The organism is Kutzneria sp. NPDC052558, assembly GCF_044547355.1.
Classification (GTDB): domain Bacteria; phylum Actinomycetota; class Actinomycetes; order Mycobacteriales; family Pseudonocardiaceae; genus Kutzneria.
Genome location: NZ_JBIUAG010000007.1, coordinates 1 through 16,249 on the forward strand (window position 1 = coordinate 1; position 16,249 = coordinate 16,249).

Below are 16,249 nucleotides of genomic sequence, written 5' to 3' on the forward strand. Positions count from 1 at the left end.
CATCTACGTCCACACCACCACCGGCCTCCTCCAGGCCACCGGCAACGCCGGCCACCCCGGCACCGCCTTCGGCCCCTGGACCACAATCTGACCGATGCTCACCCCAGGCCACTGAGCAACGGCTCGTCGGCCTCACGGCTGCCGTGCGCGCGGAAGACGGACATCGCCTCCGTCGCCGCGCGCACGGCCAGTTCGTGCCGGCCGCGCAGGTGGTGCGCGGCGGCCATGTCCCGCTGGGTTCTGGCCCGCCACAAGGGCAACGCGAGCGCCTCCCACCACGACACCGCCTGCGCGAAGTGCCCGTCGGCCACGTCCACCCGCCCGACCGCCAACTCCAGCTCGCCGAGGGTGCGCAGCATCAGCGCCCGACCGAACCCGTCCTGCATCGACCGGCAGGTCTCCAGCGCGACGGCCAGGTCCTGCCGCACGGCGTCGCCGCTGCCCTGCCGGATCCGGACCTTGGCCAGGGCCTGCACCGCATAGGCGGTCATCAACCGGTCGCCGGAGGCCCGCAGCCCGGTCAGCGCGGCCGTGCCGGCCGCCTCGGCCTCGTCCAGCCGGCCACCGGCCCGGTGCGCGATCGCCGCCGACCGCGTCGCCAACGCGACCCCGTGGTCGTCGCCGAGCTCCCGGTACACGGCGATGGTCCGCTCGCACTCCACGAGCGCCTCGTCCAGCCGCCCGATCTCGGTCAGCACCATGCCCCGCCCGTGGTGGGCCCGGGCCAGCGCGGCCAGGTCGTCCAGTTCCCCCATCAGCCCCAGCAGGTCGTCCAGCAGCCGGCACGACTCGGCCAGCCGCCCCTGCTCACGCAGCGAACTGCTCAGCGACAGCCGCGCGATCGAGGCGCCACGCACGTCGGCCACGAGGTCGAAGGCGATGACCGCGCGCCGATAGTAGGCGACCGCCTCCTTGTGCCGGTCCTGCTCGCCGCGCAACCAGCCGAGGCCGACCAGCAGCACGCCGGCCGTCGAGTGGTCCTCGGCCCGGACCGCCGCGGCCAGCGCGGCGGAATGGGTCCGCCACCACTCCTGGAACCGGTTGTCCGCGGTGAAGCAGGACGCGCACAGCGCCGTCGCCAGCCGGCCGGCCACTTCGACCAGCCCCAGCTCGCTGGCCCGCTCCACGACGTGCACGAGCACGGACTGCTCGGCGTCGAACCACGCGCGCGGCTTGGCCCTGACCTGGTCGGCGATCGCCCCGGGATCGGACCGCGACGGCGCCGGGCGCAGGACCTTCATGGGCGTCGTGTCCGAGGCCAGTTCCACCAGGGCCAGGCTGGTCCTGGCCACGCGCTCGGCGACCCCGCCGAGCACGGCCGCGCCGTCCTCGGAGTTGGCCCGCTCCCAGGCGAAGACCCGGGTCAGGTCGTGCAGGCGGTATCGGGTGGCGCCGGCTTCGTCGGCGCCGGCCACGTCGAGCAGCTGGGCCCGGACCAGGCCGTCCATCACGTCGTCCACGTCCTGGCCGGCGTCGTCGAGCACCGCGTCGGCGAGCCAGGGGGCGAAGTCCGGCACGCCGAGCCAGCCGAGCCCACGCAGCAGTGCCCGTTCGGCCGGTGCCAGGACGTCGTAGCTCAGCGCGAGGCTGCCACGGACCTCCAGATCGCCGATGGCCAGCTCGTTGAGCACGCGGTGCTGGTCGCGCAGCCGCCCCACCATGCTGTCGAGCGTGCGGTCGGGCCGCGCCGCGAGCCGGGCGCCGAGGATGCGCACAGCCAGCGGCAGCCGGCCGCACAGCTCGACGAGGGTTCGCGCGTGTTCCGGCTCGGCGGCCAGCCGCTCGTCGCCGACGATCTTCGCCAGCAGGGCTCGGCCGTCGTCCTCGTCGAAGGTCGGCAGGTCGACCCGCCGCGCCCCCTCCAGCCCGCCCAGCACGCCCCGGCTGGTGATCAGGCAGAGGCAGTCCCGGCCGCTCGGCAGCAGCGGCCGGACCTGCCGTTCGTCCGCGGCGTCGTCGAGCACCACCAGCAGCCTGCGGTCGGCGACCATGGTCCGGTACAGCGCGACCCGGTCCTCGACACCGGTCGGCACGGCGGCCTCGTCCACGCCGAGCGCGCGCAGGAACCGGAACAGCGCGTCGGCCGGCTCCACCGGCACGTTGCCGGCGCCACGCAGGTTCAGGTGGAGCTGGCCGTCCGGACACCGCTCGGTCAGCTGGTGCCCGACGTGCACGGCCAGCGCGCTCTTCCCGGCGCCGGGCTTGCCCGTCACGATCACGACGGACGTGGCGGCGCGCAGGATGACGTCCGCCTCGGCGACCCGGCCGATGAAGTCGCTGGTGTCCGGCGGCAACTGGTGCGGGACGACCGCCGGCCGCCGGGCCGACGTGGCGACCGGCCGTTCCTCCTGTTCGCAGAGGATCCGTTGGTGCACGGCCCGCAGCTGCGGCCCGGGCTCCAGCCCCAGCTCGTCGATCAGCAGGAGGCGTCCGGCCTGGTAGCAGGCCAGTGCCTCGGCGCGCTGCCCCATCCGGTGCAGCACGGTCATCAGGTGCCCGCGCAGGCGCTCACGCAGCGGATGCTCGGCGACGAGCGAGGTCAGCTCGCCGACCACCTCGACCGCCGCACCCAGCGCCAGCTCGGCGTCGAACAACTCCTCGACCGCGGCCAGTCGCAGCGACGCCAGCCGTTCGGCCTCGCTCCGCGCGAACTCGGAGGTCAGGCCGCCCAGCGCGGTCCCCCGCCAGTTGCCCAGCGCCGCGCGGAGATGGTCTCGGGCCACGCGGTGCTCACCGGCCGTCGCCGCCTCGCGGCCAGCACGCAGGGACGTGGTGAACGCGATGAGGTCGGCGGTGCAGTGGCTGGGTTCGAGTTGGTAGCCGCGGGGCTTGGTGAGCAGCAGGCCACCGGCTGGCCGCGCCAAGGCCCGCCGCAGGCTCGACATGTACGTCTGGAGCAGCGCGGCGGCGCTGGCCGGCGGCTGTTCGCCCCAGATGACGTCGACCAGCCGTTCCACCGACACGACGTGGCCTTCGGCCAGCAGCAGCGCGACGAGCAGGTTCTTCGGTTTCGGACCGCCGAGGGCGACCTGGCGGCCGTCCTGGTACGCCTCGACTGGTCCGAGCACGCGAAGTTCGATCACTGTTCCCCCCGGTCGCCGACGGGCCGGCCCCGCACCACGGTACGCGTGGCCGGCCCGTCGGAAACCGGAAACTTTTACGCCACAACGGGGTCCGGAATTGTCAGCGCTTGCGCAGCGCGTGCCAGCCGGCGATGCCGGTGCCGGCGGTGAGGGCGGCGGCCGACAGGCCCAGCGACCAGTGCACGCCGACGGCCGCGCCGAGCAGGCCGACGGTGAAGCCGCTGCCGGCGCGCAGGCCGTTGGCGGCGACGCCGTAGACGCCGATCACCCGGCCGCGGTCGGCCGGTCTGGCCCGCAGCTGCACGACGGTCTGGCCGATGGACATCGAGGCCAGGTTGGCCACGCCGCCGATCAGCAGCGCGACCACGGCCAGCGCGTAGCTGCCGGTGGTGGCGAAGAACAGGCTGGTCAGGCCGTATATCCCGGTGCTGATCACGGCCGCCTTCACGCTGGGTTTGATGCGGCCGGTGGCCTCGAGCAGGATGCCGCCGATCACCCCGCCGGCCCCGTTGGCGAACAGCAGCACGCCGTAGGCGGTGCCGGCGTTGCCGGCCCCGAGATCCTGGGCGTAGATCGGCATCGATGTCTGCAGCGACGCGCCGACGAAAAACGCGCCCAGCCCGCCGAGGATGATCATGCTCACGATGGTCCGGTCCGAGCGGACCTCCCTGAACACCCGGATCGAGTCCACCAGGCCGAGCCGGGTCCTGGCCGCGCCGCCGTCACGGGTGTGGCCGGTGAACTTGGTGCGGAACAGGAACAGCGTCAGCGGCAGGTAGAACAACACGTTGACGAAGATGCCGGCCACCGGCCCCAGCCCCAGCAGCAGCACCGAACCGACCACCGGGCCGAACAGGATGCCCAGGCTGCGGAACGTGGCGTTGAGCCGGACCGCGCTGGGCAGCTCCCGCTCGCCGACGAAGTCGTGCAGCATCAGCTGTTCGCCCGGGCCCCAGATCGCGCCGGCGCAGCCGTGCAGCACCAGCAGCAGGCAGGCCTGCCAGACCTGGAGGCTCCCGGTCAGGAACAGCACGCCCCAGGCCACCGAGACCAGCATGAACAGCACCTGCGCGGCCTGGATCACCCGCCGGCAGTCGTAGCGGTCGGCCAGGCCACCGAAGTAGACCGAGCCCAGCAGGAACGGCACCCAGTGGCTGATCACCTCGAAGCCGGTCAGCGCCGGCGACTGGAACTTCTCCCACAGCACCCAGTAGGTGATGACGTGCTCGATGTTGTCGGCCATCATCGCCAGGGCCGCGCCGATCAGGTACGTGCGGCAGTCGGCGTTGCGCAGGGCCGCGAACTTGCGCGGCGCCGGCGGCACGTCCGCCGGCACATGGGTCGGCACGCCGCAGGTGGCGCACATCGTGGTCCCCCTCTCCCCCGCCGCTCACAGGCGGCAGCTGATCTCCATGCCGTCCTCGACCGGGAACTCGACGCCCAGGTAGCCGCTGGCCGGGTCGCGGACGTGGTCGAGGTAGGGGCGCATCGACGGCAGGCCGATGTCGTCGGCCACGACCAGCGCCCCGGGCGCCAGTCGCGGTTCGAGCAGACGCAACACCGGCAGCGTGAGCTCCTTCCACCCGTCCAGCAACAGCAGGCCGACCGGCCCCGGGACGTCGGCGAGCGTGTCGAGGGCGTCCCCGGCAAGGATCGTCACACGGTCGGCCAGTCCCGCCGCCGCCAGATTCGCCCGCGCGGCGGTGACCTTGGTCGCACTCAGCTCGGTGCCGTACACGTGCCCGACGCCGTTGTCCTTGACCGCGGCGGCCAGGTGCAGGGTGGAGATGCCGTAGGAGGTGCCGAACTCCACCACGTTTGCCGGTTTTGCCGCCCGGGCCAACGCGTAAAGCAGCCGGCCGCCGGCCTCGGACACCGGCAGGTAGAGATCGGCCAGCGCGTCCGAGCGCCCCCGGATGTCCTGGGGCACCTCCCTTTCCGGTCTTTCGTCGTCTTTGGCCGCTTCCGCGAACAGCCGCTCCAGCAGGGTGCGCACGGTCGGGTCGTGCAGGGTCGATGTCATGCCGGCTACCCTAGACGCAACGTTGCGTCTTGTCTAGAACTCGGTAGGCTGTGCGGCCGTGGGCACCGATCATCACGGCAACCGGTACGGGCGCAGCGAGCGGGCGCGGCAGGCCGTGCTCGAGGCCGCCGACGACCTGCTGGTGGAGCACGGCTTCGCCGGCCTGACCGTGGAGAAGATCGCCGCCAGGGCCGGGGTGGCCAAGCAGACCATCTACCGCTGGTGGCCGTCCAAAGTGGACATCCTGCTGGAGGCCTTCGGCGACGACCAGGCCGAGGCCCTCACGCCGGCCGACCACGGCTCGCTGGCCGCCGACCTCCGCGAGCACCTGGCCGCCATGGCCGACTTCCTCACCACGTCCGACGCCGGCGCCGTCTACCGCGCCCTCATCGGCCAGGCCCAACACGACCCGGCGCTGGCCGCGCGGCTGCGCGACACCCACCTCGCGGCCCAGCACGCCCGCGACCGCCTCCCCTTCGAACGCGCCGTCGCCCGCGGCGAACTCCCCGCCGACACCGACATCGACGCCCTGGTGGAACGCCTCGTCGGCGCCGTGCACTACCGCGTCCTGGTCACCGGCGCCCCCGTCTCCCGCGACTTCACCGACGCCCTGATCACCCCCCTCTAACGCCAGAAAAGGCCCGACACTGGCGCAGTGAAAGGACCTTTCCTGGCGTTTTTTGTGTCATGAAGGGGCCCTTCCTGGCGTTGAACGAGAGGATCGGTCCCTTGATCTTGAGGGGATCTCAGTTGCCGTCGATGAACTGCTGGGCGAACTGGCGCCCCTGGGTCACGGCGCTCTGGTGATTCTCGACCGGCGAGACCTTGGAGTTCCTGAACACGATGTAGGTGACCTTGTCGGACGTGCCGCCGTTCTTCGGATCGGGGTTGATGCCCAGCGACTTGGCGGTGGCGTAGGAGGCCTCGCCGATGCTGTCGTCCGGCCCCTCGTCGGCGAACACGGCGTACTCGACGTGCCCGTGGTAGATCACCGCGAGCACGTCGCCGCCCTCGACGCCGGCATTGCCGTAGTCCCAACGGGAACTGGGCAGCGGGATGACGACGTAGGGAACCTGGGCGGCGTCGAAGGGTTTGCCGTCGGACTGGTGGAACGACGTGTCGTCGTAGAAGCAGCAGTCGGTGTTCTCGTTGCAGGTGGCCGTGCGTTGACCGTCGCAGTCAACGGCCATGCCCGACGTCCAGAAGTACGCGTCGCCGGCGCCGCAGATCGGGGTCTGGCCGCCGTTCTTGTCGGAGTACGTGCCGTTGGAAACCTGGTCGCAGTGGGCGGTCTTGGCCAGAAGCTGATCGGCGGTGGGATTGCCGTCGTCCGACCGGGGCTGGACCTTGACGGTTGCCAGGTGGTTGTCCGCGGGCGCGGCCGAGGCGTGCGAGGCGACAGCCAGGGACGCGCCCATCACGACGGCGGTCAGCGCGAGCAATACTCTTCTGAGCATGGGGATCCTCCGCAGGGTGGAGCAGAAACCCCTGTGGCGGCAGTGATTTCCGGCGCGACGGCCGAGGCCGCCTCACATCGGACGGGTTAGGAAAGTTACCTTCCTAATCCCGGGAGGGTAGACCCGGCCGCCGGCGCCGTCAACCCGAGACCTGCTCGGTCGGATAGGCCGGCAGCGCGATGTCGGCGGCCAACCTGGTGGTGCCGGCGACCATCATCTTCTGCACGGTCTTCGTCGCGAACATGGTGTTGCGCAGCCACAACAGCGCCGCACTGGACGGCGCGAGGAACTGGCCCGGGCTCGCGCCCCTCTGCCAGCGGCCGGCGTAGGAGCGCATCCGCCGCTCGTACGCCGCGAAGGCCGTCCGGTGATCCCCCTTGGCCAGCGCGAGTTCCCCGGCCAGCACGTACGCGCCGACCACACCGGTGCCCACCCCCATGCCGCCGAGAGTCACACCCCAGGCCGCGTCGCCGAGCAGCGCGACTCGCCCCCGGGTCCACCGCGGCGCCCGGACCCGGCTGATCGAGTCGAAGTACATCTCGTCCACATCGCGCAGCGTGTCCAGCAGATACGGGACGTGCCAACGCATCCCGGCGAACGCCGCGGTGATCATCGCCTTCTGCCGGCCCAGGTCGCGCCAGTCCACGTCCTGCCGCTCGCCCCGGAACACGAACAGCGTGCCGGCCGTGCCCGGGTCCCGGAAGTCCGCGCCGACGCTGGCCATCCGACCGGGCACGTTGTACTGCACGGCGGTCGTGCCGTAGCCGCGGTCGTTGGGCAGGTCCCAGCCGGCGATGTAGTAGCCGAGGTGCTTGACGTGGTCGCGCTCCGGCCCGAAGGCCAGCCGCCGCACGTTCGAGTGCAGGCCGTCGGCGCCGATCACGATGTCGAACGTGCGCGACTCCCCCTTGGCGAAGTCGACCCGCACGCCGTCCGCCGTCTCGGTGAGACCCGCGATGCTGTCGCCGAACCGGTACTCGGCGTCGGCCAGGCTGCGCTCGTACAGGATCCGCGACAGGTCGCTGCGCCGGACCTCCACCTCGCCGCCGGCGAACTCCTCCGGCAGCCGGTAGATCTCCCGGCCGTGCTCGTCGACGGACCGCATGGCCCCGCCGTGGGTCTGCACCGCCTTCAGCTCGTCCAGCACGCCGAGCTCGGTCAGCACCGACTTGTGGGTCGCGCCCCGAAAATCCACGGCGAAGCCGCTGGTCCGCAGCTTCTCGGCGGTTTCCACCACCGTCGCCCCGATGCCGTGCCGCCCGAGCGCGATGGCCAGCGCCGGCCCGGCCACGCCCGCCCCTGAGATCAAAGCCCGCATGACGTCCTCCCCTTAATTGCGTCCCTCAGACACAGTGTACGATAGACACAGTTTGGCGCCGAGGGCAAGCGGGAGTCTGGATGGACGTGGTCGAGCTGCTGTGGGGCGAGCCGGGCGGGCCGCGCCGCGGGCCGAAGCCGACGCTCACGGTCGGCGACCTCGCTCGGGCGGGCATCGACCTGGCCGACGCCGAGGGCCTCACGGCCGTGACAATGCAGCGGGTGGCCGAGGCGCTGGGCGTGACAAAGATGGCCACATATCGTTATGTGCCAGGCAAAGACGAGCTGGTCGCGCTGATGGCCGACACCGCGATGGGCGAGCCGCCGTCCCTTGAGGACATCGAGGGCGGCTGGCGGCCGAAGCTGCGGACCTGGACGCTGGCCATGTATGAGCGCATGCGAAAGCACCCGTGGGCGCTCAGCGCGACCACGGGTCCCAGGGTCACCGGCCCCAACGAGCTCGGCTGGGTCGAGCAGGCGTTGGCCGCGCTGGACGGCGTGGCGCTCGACGGCGGCCAGATGCTCGACGTCGTGGTCACCCTGACCGGGCACGTCCGGCTGATCGTCGAGCAGACGGCCAACAACTCGGAGGAGCAGATCGCCGCCGGCTGGGCCGAGGTGCTGGCGACCCGGGCCGACCGGTTTCCGCACGTCGTGGCCGCGCTGACCTCGGCCGCACGGCACGAATCCCGGGAGCAGGGCCTGGAATTCGGCCTGGAGCGGATCCTGGACGGCGTGGAGCTGTTCCTGGGCCGGCAATGACGGTTCGGACGTCCACAGTGGACGCCCGAACCGCCTTGTGTCAGCTCACTTGCAGGTCGATACAGGAGTAGAAGGCGTTCGACGTGTCGGCGATGTTCCAGATGGCCAGCACCGTGATGCGCCCGGTGTGGCCGCTGAGGTTGACGGTGTGCTGGACGGTCGCCGGCGGGACCTGGTTGTTGCCGCTGAAGTCGCCGACCTTGCTGCTGCCGACGTAGTACTCGTAGTTGGTGGTGCGGTGCCTGGCCGTGAACGTCCAGTTGAACGTCACGGACCGGCCGACGGCGGCCGCACGCCAGGGCTTGCTGTTGTCGTTGAGGTCAGCAAACCTTGCCACGCCGCCATTGCAGCTGCGCAGGCCCTTCGGGCCCTCCACGCTCTGCGGCTCGTACCTGATGTCGCCGCAGGACACCGTGCCGGCCGCGCACTGGGCCTGCCGACTGGCGGGTGAGTTGACGTATCCGTGGGCACTGGCCAGTGCCGCCGGGCCGACCACGACGATCAGGGGCGCCGCGATCGCGCCGATGAGGGCAGCGACCAGCCTTCGATGCATGTTCATGCCGACTCCTTGCAGGGTTGCCCCGAAAGTGGCGTCGCGAGCGCCGAAGGGGCGGGAGCGGACGAGAAAACAACGAAATGTGGTTCAGACCATAGCGACGGCTGCCGATCACCGTCAAGACATGGTCGTTCACACCCCAACCTGGAGCAAAGTCGAAAACATGTTCGACACAGCCGCCGCAGCCTGGAAGAATGGCAGTAGTCAGCCGATCAACAGGCAGGGGGAGCCATGACGCTGCGTGACGATGAGCTGCGATCGCTCGCGCAGATCGAACGATCGCTCACCGAGACCGATCCACGCCTGGCCCGGCGCCTGGCCGAGCTCCGTCCACTCACCCTCGGCACGGTGCTGGCCATGCTCGCCGGCTGCGTGGCCATGCACGCCAGCGGCATCGTGATCGCCGTGTCCGGCGCGGAGATCGGCTCGCCGGTCACGGTGGTGATCGGCGCCGCCCTGGCCACCGGGTTCCCGGCGTTAGCCGTCTGGCACCTGTGGTGGAGACGCCGCTGAGCGGCCCGGCCCACCCCGTGCGCGCGGAGTGGGCCGGCCGGCTCCCGGCTGTGTGACAGTTCTGTGCGCGTGGACCGACAACACCGCGACGGTCACTCTTTCGTCAGTGCCGCCGCCTAGCGTTCGGTGACATGAACACCGCACTCGCCACCGTGGCCGCGATCGGGTCGCGCGCCGAGCAGGTCTTCCCGGTGCGCCTGGCCGTCGAGGACGCGCTGACGCGGGACGCGGTGGCGCAGGCCGTCGCCGAGCATCCGCGGCTGCGGCTGACCGAGCGCCCCGGGCCGGGCGAGGTGCTGCTGGCGATCACCACCGAGGTCACCGACGAGCTGCTGGCCACCATCACTGGCGAGGCCGCTCCCCCGGTGCTGCTGGTCGCCGATCGCCTGGGCGGCCGGCACTTGCTGCGCAGCCTGCACGCCGGCGTGGTCAGCTTCCTGCCCCGCCGCTCCACCGATCTGGCCACCATCGCCCGGGCGCTGGTCACCACCGCCGAGGGCCGCTCCGTGCTGCCGCCGTCGGTGGCCCGGCTGCTGGTGGACCACCTGCGCCGCATCGACCAGGTCCTCATCACCACCACCGGCTACGGCGCCGCCGGCCTCGACACCCGCGAGGTCGCCGTGCTGCGCCTGGTCGCCCAGGGCCGGGAAAACGCCGACATCGCCCGCGAACTGCGCTACTCCGAGCACACCATCAAGCGCATCCTCAAGGATCTGCTCAGCCGCCACAACCTCCGCAACCGCGCCCACGCCGTCGCCTACGCCCTGAAAATCGGCGCCATCTGATGTCATGAAGGGCCCCATACTGACGTCTGGTGTCATGAAGGGGCCCTTCCTGGCGTTGAACGAGAGGATCGGTCCCTTGATCTTGGGGTCAGTTCAGGGCGGCGGCCAGGTGGGCGCGGACCACTTCGGACTCGAACAGGCCCAGCTCGTCGCCGGTGTCGAGTAGGTAGCGCAGCAGGATCTTGGTGTCCTCGGGCAGCGGGCCGCCCTCGACGCCGAGCCGGGATTCCACGATCTCCCAGGCCTGCTTGAGCACGATGCCGGCGGTTTTCCTGTCCCCACGGGCTTCCTCCACGCCGGCCAGGCCGATGAGCGTGATGATCACCCGCTTGGGATCGTCCACGTCCTTGCCGACGATGAGCGATTCCCGGTACAGCGTCACGGCTTCGTCGAGGCGGCCGGTGACCTGGGAGACGCCGGCCAGGCCCATCAGCAGGCGGGCCCGCGGGGCCGGGTCGACGGCCTTGGCCAGGCTGATCCGGACGCTGTCCTCCCAGTCCTGCAACAGCCCGCGCCGCAAGTAGAAGCGCTGCATGGGAATCGTCAGCCGCCACGGCTCGTCGACCTGCCGGATGAGGGTCTCCACCACCTCGTGCTCGGCGGTGTACCAGGCGACGGCCTCGCGCTCGTTCTGTTCCGCGGCAAGGCTGTCGTGCGCCCACTGGGTGCCTTGCACGTAGTGCTGCACCATGCGGGCCGTCGCGGCGGTGCGGTCGGCCTCGGAGTCGATCTCCTCGCTGAGGTCGTGCGCGTACGCCATCACGAGCTCGTGCGCGCGGTACCGGCCCGGCTTCGGCTGATCGACCAGCCACGAGTCGACGAGCTCGGCCAGCGCGGCCTCGGCGGTCGGCTGGTCGACGTCGAGCAGCCGAGCGGTGACGGGGGCGGAGAATCCGTCGAGAGGATGCAGGCTCAGCAGCCGGAACAGCCGGGCCGCGGGCCCGCCCAGCCGGTCGTACGACCACGAGAACACGGTCCGCAGGCCGCTGCCGCCGAACACGGTCGTCAGGTCGTCGACCACCGAGGCCAACGTGAAGCCGGGATTCATCAGCAATCGCGCCGCCACCAACGACAACGCCAGCGGCAGCCCGCCGCAGGCCTGCACGATCCGTTCCGCCGCAACCGGTTCCGCGTCGATCCGCCCGGCCCCGAGGCGGCGGGAGAGCAACTCCCGCGACTGCTCGGGGTCCAGCATGCCGACGGACACCACACCCACCTTGCCAACCTCGGACAGGCCCGGCAACCTGCGCTTGCTGGTCACCACCACCAGCGCGCCGGGCGTCGGCGTGAGCCCGCGGATCTGGTCCACCCGGCACACACCGTCCACGAGCACCAGCAGTTCCTTGCCGGCGATCATCCGCCGGTACTCGGCCGCCAGCTCGTCCGGGCTCTCCGGCACCTGGTCGGCCGGCAGCCCCAGGGCCCGCAGGAACGACCTCAGCATCGGCACGGCCGTGTCGGGGCCGGCGTGGTGCAGGTTCACGTAGAGCTGGCCGTCACGGAAGCGCAGGCGGTTGCGCCGGGCCCAGTGAACGGCCAAAGTGGACTTTCCCGCGCCGGGCATTCCCTCCAGGCACAGGACTTCCACCTTCTCGTCGGCCCAGCGGTCCAGGTCCGCGAGCTCGCCGCCCCGGCCGGCGAACGACCGCACGTCGGCCGGCAGCTGGGCCGGCCGCAGCACCGCGGCCCGCACGTCGGCCATCCGCAGCGCGGCCCGCAGATCCTTGCCGGGGTCGATGCCGAGCTGCTCGACGAGCCGCTGCGCGATGTCCCGATAGACGTCCTCGGCGGCGCCGGGCCGGCCCATCGCCACCAGCAGCCGCATCAGCCGCACGTGCAGCGCCTCGTCCAGCGGCATCCAGCCGGCGATCCGCCGCACCCCGGCCAGCACGACCTCGGGCTTGCCCAGGGCAAGCGCGCGGTCGGCGGCCGCCCGGGCGGCGTCGGCGACCTCGTGATCGATTTCGGCGAACACCGGATGCGGCCGGCCGAGCTCGGCGGCGCACCGGCCCCGCACCAGCTCCAGGGCGGCGACGTGGTCGTCGAGATCGGCCGCCATGCTGGCCCGCGCGACAAGTGCACGGAATCTCGACAGGTCGGACGCGTCCGCGTCGATCAGCAGCTCGTAGCCGCCGGCCTGCCGGGTCAACAGTTCGCCCTGGCGGCGGGTCGTCAGCCCCGGCTCCAGGGCCCGGCGCAGCGTGCCCACGTAGCGGTGCACGAGGTTGGCCGCGCTGGTCGGGGCCCGTTCGCCCCAGACCAGATCGATCAGCTCCGACTGCCCGGCCGGCTTGCCCGCCTTGGCCAGCAACAGGGCCAGCACGGCGCGCTGCTGCGGCGGGCCCAGCTCCACGGGCTCGCCGTCGCGCCGCGCCGTCACCGGACCGAGCACCGTGAACGTCAACACTCACGCCATTCTAGGACGGTCACCCGCCGGGATTGTCAGCGCCGCTGACGATCCTCACCACCGCACGGGCAGCGCCCGCAGACCGTGCACCGGCGACCGGTCCGTGAACACCAGCTCCGACCGAGGCTTGGCCAGCCCCAGGTGCGGGCGCGGGCCGAACAGCGCGGACAGGCCCTCCTGGAGCAGGACCCGGGCGAACTGGCTGCCGGCGCACTGGTGCGGCCCGTAGCCGAAGGCGAGGTGGGCTCGGGAACTCGGCCGGGCCAGGCGGAGCTCGTCGGGATGGTGGAAGACCTCCGGGTCGCGGTTGGCCGAGCTCACCGACACCACCACGCACTCCCCCGGCCGCACCACATGATTCCCGATCCGCACCGGCTCGGTGGCGTGGCGGACGACGCCGTGCTGGACCACGGACAGGTAGCGCAGCAGCTCCTCGACCGCGACCGTCACCTCGACGTCGCCTTCGGTCAGCGACTCCACCCGGCGCGGGTCCTCCAGCAAAACCACAGCGCTCAGCGACAACATGCCGATCGACGTCTCGTAGCCGGCGAACAGCACCGTCGTGGCGAGCTCGATCATCTCCGTGGTCGTCGGCGGCTGCGCCAGCACGGCCGCCTGCCGCAGGAACCCGCTGATCAGGTCGGTGGTCGGCGTGCGGCGGCGCTGCTCGAGGACTTCGGCCAGCCTCGGCCGCAGCGCGGCGGCGTCCGGCGGAAATCCCTCGGGCAGGCCGACGAGTTCGCCCAGCACCTGGGCGACCAGCGGCCGGGCGTAGTCGGCGACGAGGTCGGACGGCGATTCCAGGGCCTCGGACCGGTCCTCGGCCATCGCCCGGACCCGCGGCCGCCAACCGTCAGCTCGCCTGATCGTCAGCTCCGGGACCAATAGCCGGCGCAGCCGGGCGTGCTCGTCGCCGGCCAGGTCCCGCACCGTCCCCCGGTGGCTCGGCCCGCCCCCGTCCGGCCCGTGGGCGGTGAACCGCGGGTCGGCGAGCACGCGGCACGCGTCCTCGTGCCGGGTGACCAGCCAGGCCGGCGCACCCGCCGGCGTCATCACCAGCGACACCGGGTCCTCCCGGCGCAGCCGGGCCAGCTCGGGCGGCGGGTCGAACGGGCATTTCGCGGGCCGGGCCAGCGGCATCGACGTGATCGTGTTCATCGGGTCCTCTCCTCCGGGGACACCACGAGGCAGGTGGTGGACGCGGTGGCCAGCACCCCGCCGGCCGCGTCGCAGACGTCGGCCTCGGCGAAGTGGACCCGCGGACCGGACTCCCGGATCCAGCCGCGCACGTACACCTCGCCGACGGCCGGCGAGACCGCGCGCAGATAGCTGACCCGCAGGTCGAGCAGCACGTAGTCGCCGCCGGGGCGAAGCGTGCTGCGGACCGCGAAGCCCAGCACCGCTTCGATCAGCCCGGCCAGCGCGAGGGTGGCCCGGGGCACCGCCGCGATCACCACATCGCCCTCCTCCACACACACCCAGCGCGGCCGGCCGCCCGCCGGCACCGGCGGGTGCGGGGTCGTGCGCAGCACGTCCAGGCCGGAGCGCCGTTCGACCGACTCCATCGGCTCCTCCCGTGTTCCGTCTCCGATCAGGCCACAGCCGAGGCGGCCTCGGACAGCGCGCACGACCAACGGGTCACCGATTCGACACTCGTGGTGCAGGACGGTCACTCGATCGTCAGTTCCACTGACTAACGTCCGGGCGGTGGCCGAGAAGGAGTGGTGAGAACCGTGCTGCGCGAGGATCCGACGGTGTGGTTCACGCTGTTCGGCGACGACGTGCTCGCCGCCGAGGGCATCGCCGCCGCCGGCGCCCGGCTGCGGTTCGCCCCGGGCGGTCACGACCAGGCCGACGCCCTGCTCGCGGTGACCATCGACCTGACCGACGAGTTGGCCGCGGCCCTGCTCCAGGCCGCCGCTTCCCGCCGCCGGCCGGCGGTTCTCGTCGTCACCGCGTCCGTCGGCGGCCACCCGCTGGACCGGGCCCTCGCCTCCGGTCCCGTGCACCTGCTGCCGCGCCGCGACGCCACCGCCGCCGGCATCGCCGTCCTGCTGCACCGCATCGCCGCCGAGCGCTCCATCGCCGACTCGCCGGCGTCACATCTGACCCGCCTGCTCGCCGACTTGAGCGACCAAGGCCGCCCTCGCGGCCTCGACCAGCGGGAGGCGCGCCTGCTCGCCCTGCTGGCCGACGGCGCCGACACCGCCGCCATCGCCCGGGACCTGCACTGCTCGAGTCACACCGTCAAACGCCTGGTCCGGGACCTGATGCAGCGCTACGACGCCCGCAACCGCGCCCATGTGGTGGCGCACGCCCTCCAGACCGGCCTGATCTGAGACCCGGACCTCACTCGGTCGCGTGATTTGAGCCTCAGTCGCGTCCTGAGTGGCCAGTTGGCGCGTCACAACGATGGAGCGCCAACCGAAGGAGCGAGGGCCATGAGCGACGCACCCGTCACCGTCAAGGTCGACATCACCCTGGGCCTGCGGGGCATGCTGGGCGGCCCGGTCCCGGTGCCGGCCGAGCTGAGCTACGACCCCACCGACCCGTACGCGGTCACCGCGACGTTCCACCACGGCCTGGGCGAGGTCACCTGGATCTTCGCCCGGGACCTGCTGGCCGACGGCCTGATCGCCCCGGCCGGGGACGGCGACCTGCACCTCAACCCCGTCTTCGACGCCGACCTGGTGCTGTTCGTGCTGAACAGCCCCGACGGCGCGGCGGTCATGGAGGCGCCGGCCGAGGAGTTGGCCGAGTTCCTCGACCTGACCTACGAGCAGGTCGCGCCGGGTTCGGAGTGGGACCAGGTCGACTTCGAGGGCGAGCTGGCCAAAATGGCCGCGCGCCGCTGACCGATCAGGGGAAACGACGGCGCCGCTGGTGCTCGCTGACGTCGAAAAAAGCGGCCTTGAACTGGGCGAACGCGTCACGGCCGAGGCGCCGGGCATGACGGTCCTGGATGGCGGCCATGATCTTGTCGGCGGCCCGCATCTGGGCCTGGCCGCGCTCGGTGGGGCAGACCAGCTTGGCTCGGCGGTCGGCCGGGTCGGGCTTGCGGCGCACGTAGCCGAGTGACTCGAGCTCGTCGACCATCGTGCCGATGACCTGCTTGTGCTGGCCGGACAGCCGGGCCAGGTCGGTGGCCCGCACGCCCTCCACGTCGAGGTAGGCGAGCACGGCCCCGTGCCGGGGCTGGAGATCGTCGAAGCCCTGGGTGGCCAGCGTGGCGAACAGCTCCTGCTGGATGGCGAACAGCAGCCGGCCGGCGAGCACGCCGAGATCCGGGTTGGTCTGGTTCCGCTCCGTCCGCGTGCCCACCCGCGCCTCCCGAATCCGTGCTTCG

Annotated in this window: 16 protein-coding genes; 6 read left to right on the top strand and 10 right to left on the bottom strand. The window is 71.8% G+C overall.

Annotation, left to right across the window (positions count from 1 at the left end; translation table 11 throughout):
- Nucleotides 1-98: 98 nt before the first annotated feature.
- The 3 genes from ACIG5F_RS14300 to ACIG5F_RS14310 all read right to left on the bottom strand — a co-directional run bounded on the left by ACIG5F_RS14300 (nt 99) and on the right by ACIG5F_RS14310 (nt 5,106).
- Nucleotides 99-3,083, bottom strand: coding sequence for a BTAD domain-containing putative transcriptional regulator (locus ACIG5F_RS14300; RefSeq protein ID WP_396518111.1), 2,985 nt, complete (start codon nt 3,081-3,083; stop codon nt 99-101).
- 100 nt (nt 3,084-3,183) lie between these two features.
- On the bottom strand, nt 3,184-4,449 hold the full coding sequence (locus tag ACIG5F_RS14305) for an MFS transporter (RefSeq protein WP_396518112.1): 1,266 nt from the start codon (nt 4,447-4,449) through the stop codon (nt 3,184-3,186).
- Between the two features lie 24 nt (nt 4,450-4,473).
- A complete protein-coding gene (locus ACIG5F_RS14310) occupies nt 4,474-5,106 on the bottom strand; it encodes an O-methyltransferase (RefSeq protein ID WP_396518113.1) in 633 nt (210 codons plus the stop codon).
- A 58-nt stretch (nt 5,107-5,164) separates the two neighbouring features.
- On the opposite strand from ACIG5F_RS14310, the gene ACIG5F_RS14315 reads away from it, so the two are divergent.
- Nucleotides 5,165-5,734, top strand: coding sequence for a TetR/AcrR family transcriptional regulator (locus ACIG5F_RS14315; protein ID WP_396518114.1), 570 nt, complete (start codon nt 5,165-5,167; stop codon nt 5,732-5,734).
- Between the two features lie 118 nt (nt 5,735-5,852).
- On the opposite strand, the gene ACIG5F_RS14320 is transcribed toward ACIG5F_RS14315, so the two are convergent.
- A complete protein-coding gene (locus ACIG5F_RS14320; RefSeq protein ID WP_396518115.1) occupies nt 5,853-6,563 on the bottom strand; it encodes a glycoside hydrolase family 75 protein in 711 nt (236 codons plus the stop codon).
- Nucleotides 6,564-6,702: 139 nt separating this feature from the next.
- The gene (locus tag ACIG5F_RS14325) at nt 6,703-7,881 is read right to left on the bottom strand and encodes an FAD-dependent monooxygenase (RefSeq protein ID WP_396518116.1); all 1,179 of its coding nucleotides are present in this window, start codon (nt 7,879-7,881) and stop codon (nt 6,703-6,705) included.
- Nucleotides 7,882-7,961: 80 nt separating this feature from the next.
- Between ACIG5F_RS14325 and ACIG5F_RS14330 the strand changes: the two genes are divergently transcribed.
- Nucleotides 7,962-8,642, top strand: coding sequence for a TetR/AcrR family transcriptional regulator (locus tag ACIG5F_RS14330; RefSeq protein WP_396518117.1), 681 nt, complete (start codon nt 7,962-7,964; stop codon nt 8,640-8,642).
- A 40-nt stretch (nt 8,643-8,682) separates the two neighbouring features.
- On the opposite strand, the gene ACIG5F_RS14335 is transcribed toward ACIG5F_RS14330, so the two are convergent.
- Nucleotides 8,683-9,195 (bottom strand): lytic polysaccharide monooxygenase auxiliary activity family 9 protein, encoded by a 513-nt coding sequence (locus ACIG5F_RS14335; RefSeq protein WP_396518463.1) that lies wholly within the window; start codon nt 9,193-9,195, stop codon nt 8,683-8,685.
- Between the two features lie 234 nt (nt 9,196-9,429).
- Here ACIG5F_RS14335 and ACIG5F_RS14340 point away from each other — a divergent pair, with 234 nt between their 5' ends.
- Complete coding sequence (locus ACIG5F_RS14340; RefSeq protein WP_396518118.1) at nt 9,430-9,711, top strand: DUF3040 domain-containing protein; 282 nt, start codon at nt 9,430-9,432, stop codon at nt 9,709-9,711.
- Nucleotides 9,712-9,842: 131 nt separating this feature from the next.
- Nucleotides 9,843-10,496 carry a LuxR C-terminal-related transcriptional regulator gene (locus ACIG5F_RS14345; RefSeq protein WP_396518119.1) on the top strand — a complete coding sequence of 218 codons (654 nt, stop codon included), beginning with the start codon at nt 9,843-9,845 and terminating at the stop codon, nt 10,494-10,496.
- 88 nt (nt 10,497-10,584) lie between these two features.
- On the opposite strand, the gene ACIG5F_RS14350 is transcribed toward ACIG5F_RS14345, so the two are convergent.
- From ACIG5F_RS14350 to ACIG5F_RS14360, 3 genes are read right to left on the bottom strand one after another with little or no spacing between them, the layout of a single operon-like run.
- Nucleotides 10,585-12,903 carry a BTAD domain-containing putative transcriptional regulator gene (locus tag ACIG5F_RS14350; RefSeq protein ID WP_396518120.1) on the bottom strand — a complete coding sequence of 773 codons (2,319 nt, stop codon included), beginning with the start codon at nt 12,901-12,903 and terminating at the stop codon, nt 10,585-10,587.
- 54 nt (nt 12,904-12,957) lie between these two features.
- Complete coding sequence (locus ACIG5F_RS14355) at nt 12,958-14,061, bottom strand: cytochrome P450 (protein ID WP_396518122.1); 1,104 nt, start codon at nt 14,059-14,061, stop codon at nt 12,958-12,960.
- Complete coding sequence (locus ACIG5F_RS14360; RefSeq protein WP_396518123.1) at nt 14,058-14,468, bottom strand: PaaI family thioesterase; 411 nt, start codon at nt 14,466-14,468, stop codon at nt 14,058-14,060. The genes ACIG5F_RS14355 and ACIG5F_RS14360 overlap by 4 nt, the downstream gene beginning before the upstream one ends.
- Nucleotides 14,469-14,627: 159 nt before the next feature.
- On the opposite strand from ACIG5F_RS14360, the gene ACIG5F_RS14365 reads away from it, so the two are divergent.
- Both ACIG5F_RS14365 and ACIG5F_RS14370 read left to right on the top strand, forming a co-directional pair.
- A complete protein-coding gene (locus ACIG5F_RS14365; RefSeq protein ID WP_396518124.1) occupies nt 14,628-15,242 on the top strand; it encodes a LuxR C-terminal-related transcriptional regulator in 615 nt (204 codons plus the stop codon).
- A 102-nt stretch (nt 15,243-15,344) separates the two neighbouring features.
- Complete coding sequence (locus ACIG5F_RS14370; protein ID WP_396518125.1) at nt 15,345-15,758, top strand: SsgA family sporulation/cell division regulator; 414 nt, start codon at nt 15,345-15,347, stop codon at nt 15,756-15,758.
- A 4-nt stretch (nt 15,759-15,762) separates the two neighbouring features.
- Here the strand turns inward: ACIG5F_RS14370 and ACIG5F_RS14375 are convergent, their stop codons facing one another.
- Nucleotides 15,763-16,224 carry a MarR family winged helix-turn-helix transcriptional regulator gene (locus ACIG5F_RS14375; RefSeq protein ID WP_396518126.1) on the bottom strand — a complete coding sequence of 154 codons (462 nt, stop codon included), beginning with the start codon at nt 16,222-16,224 and terminating at the stop codon, nt 15,763-15,765.
- Nucleotides 16,225-16,249: the final 25 nt, after the last annotated feature.